This window comes from Gemmatimonadaceae bacterium (assembly GCA_035606695.1).
GTDB lineage: Bacteria > Gemmatimonadota > Gemmatimonadetes > Gemmatimonadales > Gemmatimonadaceae > JAQBQB01.
The window spans coordinates 321,415-332,427 of sequence record DATNEW010000026.1 but is presented as its reverse complement, the minus strand read 5'-3'; the positions used below and the strand labels follow the sequence as shown (position 1 = coordinate 332,427).

At 64.1% G+C, this 11,013-nt stretch carries 11 protein-coding genes; 4 read left to right on the top strand and 7 right to left on the bottom strand.

Going from position 1 to position 11,013, the window contains the following annotated elements:
• Nucleotides 1-11 precede the first annotated feature (11 nt).
• Complete coding sequence (locus tag VN706_12485; GenBank protein ID HXT16445.1) at nt 12-2,309, top strand: carbohydrate binding family 9 domain-containing protein; 2,298 nt, start codon at nt 12-14, stop codon at nt 2,307-2,309.
• A gap of 3 nt (nt 2,310-2,312) precedes the next feature.
• Here VN706_12485 and VN706_12480 read toward each other — a convergent pair whose 3' ends face one another.
• From VN706_12480 to VN706_12450, 7 genes are all read right to left on the bottom strand, one after another.
• Nucleotides 2,313-3,218 (bottom strand): slipin family protein, encoded by a 906-nt coding sequence (locus VN706_12480; protein HXT16444.1) that lies wholly within the window; start codon nt 3,216-3,218, stop codon nt 2,313-2,315.
• A 105-nt stretch (nt 3,219-3,323) separates the two neighbouring features.
• On the bottom strand, nt 3,324-3,776 hold the full coding sequence (locus tag VN706_12475) for a 3-hydroxyacyl-ACP dehydratase FabZ family protein (GenBank protein HXT16443.1): 453 nt from the start codon (nt 3,774-3,776) through the stop codon (nt 3,324-3,326).
• A 15-nt stretch (nt 3,777-3,791) separates the two neighbouring features.
• A complete protein-coding gene (locus VN706_12470) occupies nt 3,792-4,070 on the bottom strand; it encodes a hypothetical protein (protein ID HXT16442.1) in 279 nt (92 codons plus the stop codon).
• A gap of 8 nt (nt 4,071-4,078) precedes the next feature.
• A complete protein-coding gene (locus tag VN706_12465) occupies nt 4,079-4,366 on the bottom strand; it encodes a hypothetical protein (GenBank protein ID HXT16441.1) in 288 nt (95 codons plus the stop codon).
• Between the two features lie 110 nt (nt 4,367-4,476).
• Complete coding sequence (locus tag VN706_12460; GenBank protein ID HXT16440.1) at nt 4,477-4,809, bottom strand: hypothetical protein; 333 nt, start codon at nt 4,807-4,809, stop codon at nt 4,477-4,479.
• 14 nt (nt 4,810-4,823) lie between these two features.
• Nucleotides 4,824-5,408: a YdeI/OmpD-associated family protein gene (locus tag VN706_12455; protein ID HXT16439.1), complete on the bottom strand. Its 585-nt coding sequence runs from the start codon at nt 5,406-5,408 to the stop codon at nt 4,824-4,826.
• A gap of 4 nt (nt 5,409-5,412) precedes the next feature.
• The gene (locus VN706_12450) at nt 5,413-7,461 is read right to left on the bottom strand and encodes a M13 family metallopeptidase (protein ID HXT16438.1); all 2,049 of its coding nucleotides are present in this window, start codon (nt 7,459-7,461) and stop codon (nt 5,413-5,415) included.
• Nucleotides 7,462-7,677: 216 nt separating this feature from the next.
• Here VN706_12450 and VN706_12445 point away from each other — a divergent pair, with 216 nt between their 5' ends.
• Genes VN706_12445 through VN706_12435 form a run of 3 tightly spaced genes read left to right on the top strand, consistent with a single transcriptional unit; the run spans nt 7,678 to nt 10,998 of the window.
• On the top strand, nt 7,678-9,285 hold the full coding sequence (locus VN706_12445) for a M1 family metallopeptidase (GenBank protein ID HXT16437.1): 1,608 nt from the start codon (nt 7,678-7,680) through the stop codon (nt 9,283-9,285).
• Nucleotides 9,285-10,334, top strand: coding sequence for a glycosyl hydrolase family 18 protein (locus VN706_12440; protein ID HXT16436.1), 1,050 nt, complete (start codon nt 9,285-9,287; stop codon nt 10,332-10,334). Before VN706_12445 ends, VN706_12440 begins: the two co-directional genes overlap by 1 nt.
• Before the next feature lie 58 nt (nt 10,335-10,392).
• Nucleotides 10,393-10,998 (top strand): hypothetical protein, encoded by a 606-nt coding sequence (locus tag VN706_12435; GenBank protein ID HXT16435.1) that lies wholly within the window; start codon nt 10,393-10,395, stop codon nt 10,996-10,998.
• Nucleotides 10,999-11,013: the final 15 nt, after the last annotated feature.

Below are 11,013 nucleotides of genomic sequence, written 5' to 3'. Positions count from 1 at the left end.
TAAGTTCGCTGATGCTTCTTCCCTTCCTCGCCGCGTTCCAGCTCGGCTTGGGCGTTCCGCCGCGCGTGTACAACGGCCGCGCCGGCGACACGCAGGTGGCCGCCCCGCGCATCGACGCCGACGTCGTCATCGACGGTCGTCTCGACGAGCCGGCGTGGAGCCGCGCGGCCCTGCTCACCGGATTCTCTCTCTATCAGCCCGTGGATCAGCGGCCGTCGCCCGACTCCACCGACGTCCTCGTGTGGTACTCGAGCGACGCGATCTACTTCGGCATTCGCGCGTACGCGCAGCCGGGCACCGTCGCGGCCACGCTCGCCGATCGCGATCGCGTGAGCAGCGACGACAACGTCGAGATTCACCTCGACACCTTCCGCGAGCTGAATCGCGCGTTCGTCTTCATCGTCAATCCACTCGGTATTCAAGCGGACGGCACGAAGAACGAGGCCGGCGGATTCATTCCCGGCTCGAACGTGGCCCCCGGACAGAACGACTTGAGTGCCGACCTGGTCTGGCAGTCGCGCGGGCGGGTGACAGACTGGGGCTACGAGGTCGAGGTTCGGATTCCGTTCAGCAGCCTGCGCTATCCCGCCCGTGCCGTCGAGTCGTGGGGCCTGCAGATCGACCGCCACGTGCAGCGCAACGGCTATGAGGAAACGTGGACAGCGGCGCGCCGAGGGTCGGCGTCGTTCGTCGCGCAGGAAGGAATGCTCACGGGGCTCGCCGGAATGCATCACGGGCAGATCGTCGAGGTGAATCCCGAGCTGACGAATACCACGAACGGCCTGCCGTGCTGCGATCCGGCGTTCACGCAGTGGCGCTACTCCTCAAACCCGCAGTTCGGCGGCAACATCCGCTGGACGCTCGGCAGCAACGTGGTGCTCAACGGCACGGTGAAGCCCGACTTTTCGCAAGTCGAAGCGGATGCGACGCAGATTGCCGCCGACGAGCGGTTCGCGCTCTTCTACCCGGAGAAGCGTCCCTTCTTCGTCGAGGCGCTGGATCAGTTCAACGTGCCGAACACGCTCGTGTACACGCGATCGATCGTGCAGCCCGAAGGCGCGGCCAAGGTCACGGGCAAGGTCGGGCAGGCGGACGTCGCGGTGCTCTCGGCGGTCGATCAGCCGCAGCTGGGTGCGAGCGACCATCCGCTCGTCGACATCGTGCGGCTGAAACAGAGCTTCTGGGGTCAGTCGCAGGCCGGAATGTTGTACAGCGATCGCGTCGGGGCGGATCGCGCGAATCGCCTCTTCGGCGGCGACACGCACATCGTCTTCGGCGACATCTACTTCGCGCAATTTCAGGCCGTCGAGAGCATGACGAGCGACCACGGCATCGCGCGCAGCGGCCCGATGTGGGAGGCGGTGCTCGACGCGACGGGCCGGAAGTGGGGCTTTCATTACAACGTCATCGGCATTCACCCTGATTTTCAGGCCGACAACGGATTCGTGCCGCGCGTTGGCTTCGTGCAGCCGAACGCCGCCAATCGCTTCACGTGGTACGGCAAGCCCGGCGCCTTCGTCGAGCGATTCAACATCTTCCTGACCGAAAACGCGCTCTGGGGCTATAAAGACTTTTTTAATACCAAAAGTCTACTCGAGGATCACGCGAGCGCGCAGTTGAGCGTGAACGTGCGCGGCGGATGGAGCATCGGCGCGTCGCCGAAGGTGTCGAGCTACGCGTTCAGCCCCGGCGATTACGCGCAGCTGGTGAACTTCGTCCCGTCGGATCGGATCGAGTCGCTCGTCAGCGGATTCACCGTCGCGACGCCGCAATTCCGCCGCTGGGCAGCGTCAGTCGGCACGACCATGGGCGGCGACGTCGATTTTCTCGAGACCTCGCGCGTCGAGCGCCGGGATTACAACGCGTCGCTCGATCTGCGGCCGAACGAGCGGCTGCGCATCGGCGCGACGTACGTGAGCAGCGCGTTCACCCGACGCAGCGACGGTGAGGTGAGCGCGACAACGCGCATTCCGCGCATCAAACTCGAGTATCAGCTCGCGAGGCCGATCTTCGTGCGCGTCGTGTCGCAGTACACCGCGACGCGCCGCGAGCCGTTGGTCGATCCGCGCACGGGCGAAATCATCGTCCTGGCGAACAACGGTTCGCCGACGCCGTCGACCGCGAGCGCGTCCAACTCGCTGCGCACCGACTGGCTGTTCTCGTACCGCCCCGCGCCCGGCACCGTGTTCTTTCTCGGCTACGGCGGCAGCATGAGCGAGGCGGATCCGCTGGCGTTCAACGGCCTCAGGAGAACGGCGGATTCGTTCTTCGTCAAAGGCAGCTACGTCTTTCGGACGACCGTGCCGTAGCGATTACTCGGAACCTGGTTTCGGCGTGTCTGGTGAGACGTCCTGCAGCGCCGGTTCGCCGACCTTGATCGCGGGCGCTGCGCCGTTCGCGCCGGCCGCCTGAAGCAAACTCGCCGCGGCGCGCACGAGCGCCGCACCCGGCGGCGTGGCCGCCGCGATGCTGTCGTCGGCGGTCCTGAGAAACGGCGTGAGCAGATCGATCGGCAACGGAAAGATCGTCGTCGAATTATTCTCGGCCGCGATCTCGCTCACCGTCTGGAGATAGCGAAGCTGCAGCGACGCAGGCTGGCTTTGCAGCATGCGCGCCGCCTGCGCGAGTGTTTCCGATGCCTGGAGCTCTCCCTGCGCGCTGATCACCTTGGCGCGGCGCTCACGCTCCGCCTCGGCCTGGCGCGCGATCGCGCGGCGCATGCTGTCAGGCAGCAACACGTCCTTGATCTCCACCGCCGACACTTCGATCCCCCAGAAATCCGTTCGCTCGTCGATGATCTTCTTGAGGATCTCATTCACCTTGTGCCGATCGGCAAGCAGTTCGTCGAGCTCCACCTGGCCCAGCACCGACAACAGCGTCGTCTGCGCGAGCTGCGTCGTGGCGTACAGAAAGTCCTGCACTTCCAGGACGGCGAGCGACGGGTCGGTCACGCGAAAATAGAGAACCGCGTTCACCTTGACCGAGATGTTGTCGCGCGTGATGACGTCTTGCGGCGGGATGTCGAGCACGACGACGCGCATCGAGACGCGCCGCATGCGCGAGAAGATCGTCGGAACGAAGATGAGACCAGGCCCGTGCGTCCCGCGATACTTGCCGAGCAGGAAGACGACGGCGCGCTCGTATTGGGTGACGACGCGGAGGCTCGACAGCACGTATGCGGCGATGGCTGCGGCCGCGATTCCGATCACTTGTAGCACGTCACACCTCTGGTACAACGACCAAAACAGACAAAATCTGACGAGATCCGAGAACTGCGATCGGGAAGCTTCGGCCCGTACCTTAACAGTACTTCTCGGATCTGGTCAGATCTTGTCTGTTTTTGTCGTTGTTGATTCTTTCTCGCCGGGACGGACGATCGTCACCAGCTCCGCGCGCAGAATTTCAGATCCGGTCACCGAGGCAACGCCGTGGGTGCGACAAATGCCACGACGCCACAGACGCAGTCGTAGGTCCAGCAGCACCTCATCCCCCACGCGCGCGGCGCCGCGCATCCGAACGTGCTCGGCGCCCATGAAGTAGGCGATCGCGCCGGCGGGGCTGTCGCTCAAATCCGCGATCAGCGCACCGCTCGTCTGCGCCAACGCCTCGAGCAGCAGCGTGTGCGGCATCGCCATGCGATCGCCGTCGCTCCACCACTCGCCCGCCGTCACCTGCTTGTGACCCACCACGCGCTTGCCCGGCTCGATCACCTCGACGCGATCTACCAACAAGAACGGATAACGATGCGGAAGGAGCGCGGCCGGTGAACGTCTCACGCGTCGAGCGTGCGTCTAGTGAAGGTGTTTCAGGTATCCGTATATCGCGACGACGACGACGCCGATCGCCAAGCCCGAGAGCAGATTGCGCAGATTACGGTTCGATGTGCTCGACGATGCGACGGACAGCGCCAGACCGACGATCAGCGCCCACGAATAATACGGCACCGGCTTCCATCGAAGCGTCACGAACAAGTTCACGCACGCGGCGAGCGCGACCAACACGAGCGCGAGCCAATTGAGCGGCTTCACACGCGCGGGAGCGAGTGATGCGGATTCAGGTGCGGTCATCATCGACCTCCTCAGAACGTGTGCGTGAAGATCCCGTACGCGGCGGCGAGAACGAGGCACAGTCCGACCGCGGCGACGACGGACTTCATCGTACGACTGCCGATCGTCGCCGACACGATCGAGATGACCAGGCCGCCCATCAACAACCAGCTGTCCATCTCGGGCGGATGCCCGCGCATGCTCCGCACGATGGTGTAGAGCGCGACGACGATCAAGACCGCGGTCGCCCCAAGCTTGACGCGACGATCGCTCGCCGCAGTAGTGAGCTCGGGGGTACTGCCCGGATGCGCGGTCATCATCGGCCTCGTCAATAGGAAGGATGCGCGTAATGTGTGTGCGCCCACCTGTCGCGGCCAGAGGTTTCGTTCCTGGCCGGTATCGTTACGAGACCTGCGACCGTAGCCCGCGCTTACGCGCGATGCACCGGATCAGACGCGGGGTGCTGCTCACCAAGCCGCACGAATCCGCCGAACGTCAGCACCCACCGAAAGGCGCGATACACCGCGGCGGCCGGTCCCGCGAACGGACCGTGGCCCTTCCCGAACACCGAATTCAGTCCGCGCAAAATCACCAGCAGCAGGCCGAGGACGCCAAGCGCGACGCCCCAGAACGGGAACACGATGATGAAGAAGATGAGCGCGAACGGCAGCAGCAGGAGCGGAACGATCGGCAGGTTCGCGACCGCCTCGGTCGACACCGTCAACGCTCCCGGTTGATCTACCTGCGAGCGTGTGTCAATCATATATGGGAACCTAACTACATGTACTTCCAATTGCGAGGCTTGCCCTCCGCCATCCACTCGACGGCCTGAGCAATTCGCTTGGCTCGCGTTTCCTCGCGCTTCGCATCGACGATCCACTCGACGTACTCCCGCTGATGGCTCGGGCTGAACCGATCATAGGCGGCCAGCGCCTTCTTGTTCTTCCGGATCGCCGCCATGAAATCATCCGGCATCACGAGCGCTTTCTTCGGCTTGGTGGGTCGTTTGGGAAGAGGCGTGCCCTCCGCGTTCAGCGCCATCGCCTTCCTGATGAAAGAAGCCATCAATTTTTTCGATGGCAGATCGTTCACGCTCGTCGCCTTGCCGAACACGTCAACGGCGTTCCGGCCGTCGACCTCGAGCAGCTTCTCCTTCCAGAAGCGAAGCAAGGCGTACTCCTTGAACGCGACCATCGCGCAGAGAATGCCGTGATACATGAACGTGGGATGACTCCACTTTAGAGTTTCCTCACATTCCGGGCACGCCTCGTGAACGGTCGCGCGCAAAGTGTCGAGAATCGGCTTCGCGAATTCCGGCGCCTTGGCGATGTACGCGTCGATGCGCTTGTCCTTCGTGCCCATGCCGTTACCAGATGTGTGGTATCAACGCCGCCGATCGCACCATCGGATCGCCGGGCTTGCAGTTGAACGCCGCCGCGAACGCCGCCATGTTCGAGAGCGGTCCATTCACACGCCATTTCTCCGGCGCGTGCGGATCGACCGTGACGCGCGTCTTCATCTGCTCGGGACGCGAATGGCTGCGCCAGCTCTGCGCGTAGCCGATGAAGAATCGCTGCTCCGGCGTGAAGCCGTCGATCAGCCCCGGGCGGCCGTCACGCTTGAGCGCACGCTGCAGCGCGTCATACGACGTGAGCAACCCGCCGTAGTCCGCGATGTTCTCGCCGAGCGTGAGCTTGCCGTTCACATGGAAGGTGTCGACCTGGATGTAGTGGTTGAACTGATCCACCACCTTCTGCGCCTCGCGCGTGAATTGCACCGAATCACTCGGCGCCCACCAGTCGCGAAGATTGCCCTTGGCGTCGAAGTGACGGCCTTCGTCGTCGAACCCGTGCGTCAATTCGTGGCCGGCCCAGCTGCCGCCAAGCGAACCGTAGTTCGCCGCGTCGTCGGCCTTCGGATCGAACGTCTGCGGCGCGAGCGCGCCGGCGGGAAACACCATCTCGTTCTTCGTCGGATCGTAGTACGCGTTCACGGTCGGCACGGTCATGCCCCATTCGGTGGTGTCCACCGGCATGCCCGGCCGATTCATCGTGCGCTTCCACTCGAACTCCGCGGCGTGCTGCGTGTTGAGCACGAACGGGCCTTCGTCGACGCGCAGGCTGCTGAAGTTGCGCCACACGTCGGGATACCCGACCTTCTCGCCGACGTGCGCCAGCTTGTTGGCCGCCTGGCTTTTCGTCGCCGGCGACATCCAGCTCAGCGCCTGAATGCGCTGCCCGAACGACGCGCGAATGTCGTCGATCACCGATTTCGCGCGCGCGCGCGCCGCGGGCGAAAACGTCTTCGCGATGTAGGCCTGGCCGAGTGCTTCGCCGATCGTGCGGTCGGCGACGCGGAGGCACCGCTTCCAGCGCGGCAGGAGCGCCTTCGCGCCGTTGAACTTCGATGAGAACTTGAAATTCTCATTCACATATGCGCTGCTGAGCCACGGCGCACCGTCGGCGATCGTGTGATAGCGCAGGTACGCTTTCCACGTGTCGACGGGCGTCGACGCGACGAGCGAATTGAATCGCTTGAAGAACTCGGGCTCGGACACGTTGAGCTTGTTGACCGGCGCATTGAGGCCGACGTCGTGAAAGTACGCGGCCCAGTCGACGTTCGGCGTGATCGCGCGGAACTGCGAGAGCGTCATCGGGTGGTCGATCGCCGACGGATCGCGGCGCGCGACGCGCGTGAGCGTCGCCTTCGCGAGCTCGGTCTCGAGCGCGATGATTTTTTGCGCGTCCGAGTGCGCGGTCGCCGCGGGCTCCCCGGACATCGTGAGCAGCGTCGTGATGTGATTCAGGTACACGGTGCGCAGCGAGTCGGACGAGGGATCGGTCTTCGTGTAGTAGTCGCGATCGGGCAGCCCGAGTCCGCCCGAGCCGAAGCCGCCGAGATAGCGCTGGGCATCGTGTGGATCGACGTCGGGACCGTAGCCGAATCCGGCGTCGACGCCGCGGACGTGCGCGGCGGCGATCTGATGCATGACGTCGGCGCTCGTTTTCATCGCGGCAATCGCGTCGAGCTCCGGTTGGAGCGGCGTGACGCCGGCGCGTTCGGCGCCCGCGGAATCCATGCACGTCGCGTAGTAGGTGCCGAGCTTGTGTTCCGTGCTCGTGGCGGGAAGCGAGGCGCGCTTCGCCATCGCGTCTTCGACCACGGAGCGCACGACGAGCTCGTTGCGATCGCTCATGTCGCGACCGACGCCGGATGTCGAGTAGGCCGCGGGAATGGTGTCCGTAGCCAGCCACGCGCCGTTCGCGAATTCGTTGAAGTCGACGCAGGCGTTCGCTTTGCGGTTCATGTACGCGACGTCGATGACCTTGAGCGGGGCGAGGGAGGTCTTGGCCGCCTGCGCGGAGGCAAGCGATGGGAGCGCGAAGGCAACGACGAGGAATACGCGTTTGATCATTGGGCGTCGGCGATGGGCGTTGGGCGATGGGCGTTGGGCGATGGGCGTTCGGTACAGGGAATATGAGTGCTGGGAGACCGCTTGTCATTCCGAGCACTGCCTTGTCATTCCGAGCGCTGCCTTGTCATTCCGAGCGTAGCGAGGAATCTTGCCTCCGTACGGATTGGCCTGCCTCTCTACCATGACGTTAGATCCCTCGCTTCGCTCGGGATGACAATGCGACTCATTGCATTTCTGCTGGTACCCTCCGTCGCGCTCGCCCAGCGCCCCGCGCACGTTTTCACGCACGCCGACACGTTGCGCGGCTCGAACGGCGCCGGCCGCGCGTGGTGGGACGTGACATTCTATGACTTGCACGCCACGGTGAATCCCGCCGACAGCAGCGTGCACGGATGGAACACCATCACGTACCGCGTGCTCCAGCCCGGGAAGAAGATGCAGATCGATCTCCAGCAGCCGATGCAGATCGACAGCGTCGTTCAGGACGGTGTGCGGCTGTCGCCGAGTCGAGATGGCAACGCGTTCTTCATTCCGCTCCTGGCCGCGCAGAAAACCGGGGCAAGCAAGTCGATCACGGTGCACTATCACGGTCGGCCGCGCGTTGCGATTCGTGCGCCGTGGGATGGCGGCTACGTGTGGACGCGCGACAGCCTCGGGCATCCGTGGATCGCGACGGCGGACGAAGGATTGGGCGCCAGCGTGTGGTGGCCGAACAAGGACTACCTGGCCGACGAGCCGGACAGCCAGCGGATTGCGATCACACTGCCGTCGTCGATGAAGGATGTGTCGAACGGGCGGCTGCGCTCGACGAAAGCGAACGCCGACGGCACGACGACGTACGAGTGGTTCGTCGCCGATCCGATCAACAACTACAACGTCGAAGTCAACGGCGGCGACTACGCGCATTTCAGCGACGTGTTCAAGGGCGAGAAAGGCAATCTCACGCTCGACTTCTGGCCGCTGTCGTATCACCTGGACACCGCGCAGGTGCAGTTCAAGCAAGCGAAACCGATGCTCGCATGCTTCGAGCATTGGTTCGGGCCGTATCCGTGGTACAAGGACGGCTACAAGCTGATCGAGGCGCCGCATCTGGGGATGGAGCATCAAAGCGGCGTGGCGTACGGCAATCACTACAAGAACGGCTACCTGGGCCGCGATCTGTCGGCCACCGGCTGGGGCATGAAATGGGACTTCATCATCGTGCACGAAAGCGCGCACGAGTGGTGGGGGAACAACATCACGGTGAAGGACCAGGCCGACATGTGGGTGCACGAGAGCTTCGCGAACTACGCCGAGGGGCTCTATGCCGAGTGCCAGGACGGCAAGCAGGCCGGCGCGGAGTACATCATCGGCAGCCGCCACAACATCAAGAACGATGCGCCGATCGTCGCGCCGTACGGCGTGAATGCCGACGGCTCGGGCGACATGTATTACAAGGGCGGCAGCATGCTCCACATGATGCGCCAGATCGTGAACGACGACGAGAAGTGGCGGCGCGTGCTGCGCGGCGCGCAGTCGGCGTTCTGGCATCAGACGGTGACGGGCGCGCAGATCGAGGCCTACTTCAGCCGCGCGTCAGGCGTCGATTTGAGCAAGGTGTTCGAGCAGTACCTGACCACGACGGATATTCCTGTATTGGAATATCAGAATACTGATAAGAACACGACGTATCGCTGGACGAACGTCGTGAAGGGATTCGCCATGTCGGTGAAGGCGAATGGGGCGTGGCTGCATCCGACGGCGCAGTGGAAGACGATGGCGCGGGCGGACACAGTGATCGTTGATCCCAACTTCTATGTGCAGGTGCGGAAGGTGGCGCGGTAATGCATTGGACCAGAGCGCGGTGCGCCGCTGCGCTCTTGATCGGCGGCGCCGCGCTGCTCGGCAGGCCGCGCGTCGCCGGCGCGCAGCAACTCGAGTCGCTGTGGTACGCCACGGGCTCCGAGCAAAGCACGCAGGCGTTCCTCGCGCACGCCGATCGCATCGCGATCGTTTCGCCGCAGGTGTTCTTCTTCGACTCCCTGGGCAACATCTCCGGACATGTCGATCCGCGCATGGTCGCCGCGGCCCGCGAGCGTCACGTGCAACTCGTGCCGCTGGTGATGAATCCGGGATTCAACCAGGCGCTCATGCATCGCATCCTCGTGACGCCCGACGTACGCCAGCATGCGGTCGAACGCCTTGCGTCCCTCTGTCGCGACAATCAGTTCGCCGGCATTCAGTTCGACATCGAGAACGTGCACGTTTCCGACCGCGATTCGTTGACGGCGTTCATGCGAGCGTCCGCGACGGCATTGCACGCGGTACACTGCACCGTGTCGGCGGCCGTCGTTCCGCGCATGAGCGACGATCGCGGACCCACGACGTACCATCAGTGGATCTTCGACAACTGGCGCGGCGTGTACGACTACAAGGCGCTCGCCGACGCGCTCGATTTCCTCTCGTACATGACGTACGCGCAGCACACGGGCGGCTCGACCGTCGGACCGGTCGCCGGCTACCCGTGGATGGAGGATTGCCTGCGCTTCGTCCTCGCCCAGGGTGTGCCGCCGGAGAAGATCTCGCTCGGCATCCCGTCGTATTCGGACTATTGGTATCCCGCGTACGACACCACGGCAGGCGCGCGCATGCGAGGCGGCGACGTGTCGTACGCCCGCGTCACGGAGCTCGTCGCCAAGTTCGGATTGGTGCCCGTGTGGGACGATCGCGAGAAGGCGGCGACCGCGTCGTGGAGCAACGCCGGCGTGTATGAGCATTTGTGGATCGAGGATGCGCGGGCGTTCGCCGCGAAGCTCGAGCTCGTGCGCAAGTACAAGCTGCGAGGCTATTCCGTGTGGGTGCTGGGGTCGGAAGATCCGGCGGTGTGGCGCTGACGTCCCGTCAAGACATTCGAGCTTGCGTGTTCGATCGTGCGTCCCATCTTTGTGCCTCATGACCATCATGATCGGAGGCACGAACATCGCCGTCGCCCGCGCGACGACCATCGCGAGCGAGAGGTTCACCGACGCGACGAACCGCAATCAATTGCCGCTCTACTACTTCGACCAGTTCTGTCTGGACTTCGTGATCGCCGCCGTGAACACGGCGAACAGCACGTTCGTCGGCACGTCGGAGTATCTCGCCGACCTTCGGACGCGGCTGACGACGTTGGATACCGAGTTCACCAACACGCGGACCGCATGGCTGGGGCGGACCAACCCGGGATGGATTCGCTTTTCGCAGATTCCTGCCGCCCAGCAGCCCGGAGCGCGCAATCTGATCGTCAACAACTTGCCGGCGCCGGGCGCCGATCGCGGCGTGCACAACACGAATCCGGTGGCGGCGGGCGGCGGAACCGTGCGGGAATTCGATCTGACCGCCGCGCACGACGGTCGCATGACACGGCGCGTCGCCGGTCCGGGACGCCGCGGCTACTACTTCTCACGCCACCATGCGGCGGCGCAGTATGAGTATTTGCTCGTGACCGATTCGCGCGGCCGCCCGCTGCTGCGCAATCTGCCCGCCGCCGATCCGATTCCTGAGGTTCCCTGCCCCTGAGCGTGGTGAAAACGC

Bases quoted from the DNA above. Each gene is read 5' to 3' on its own strand.
- VN706_12485 (HXT16445.1), top strand. From the start codon at position 12: ATGCTTCTTCCCTTCCTCGCCGCGTTCCAGCTCGGCTTGGGCGTTCCG.
- VN706_12470 (HXT16442.1), bottom strand. From the start codon at position 4,070: ATGATGACCGCACCTGAATCCGCATCACTCGCTCCCGCGCGTGTGAAG.
- VN706_12465 (HXT16441.1), bottom strand. From the start codon at position 4,366: ATGATGACCGCGCATCCGGGCAGTACCCCCGAGCTCACTACTGCGGCG.
- VN706_12460 (HXT16440.1), bottom strand. From the start codon at position 4,809: ATGATTGACACACGCTCGCAGGTAGATCAACCGGGAGCGTTGACGGTG.
- VN706_12455 (HXT16439.1), bottom strand. From the start codon at position 5,408: ATGGGCACGAAGGACAAGCGCATCGACGCGTACATCGCCAAGGCGCCG.
- VN706_12450 (HXT16438.1), bottom strand. From the start codon at position 7,461: ATGATCAAACGCGTATTCCTCGTCGTTGCCTTCGCGCTCCCATCGCTT.
- VN706_12445 (HXT16437.1), top strand. From the start codon at position 7,678: ATGCGACTCATTGCATTTCTGCTGGTACCCTCCGTCGCGCTCGCCCAG.
- VN706_12440 (HXT16436.1), top strand. From the start codon at position 9,285: ATGCATTGGACCAGAGCGCGGTGCGCCGCTGCGCTCTTGATCGGCGGC.
- VN706_12435 (HXT16435.1), top strand. From the start codon at position 10,393: ATGACCATCATGATCGGAGGCACGAACATCGCCGTCGCCCGCGCGACG.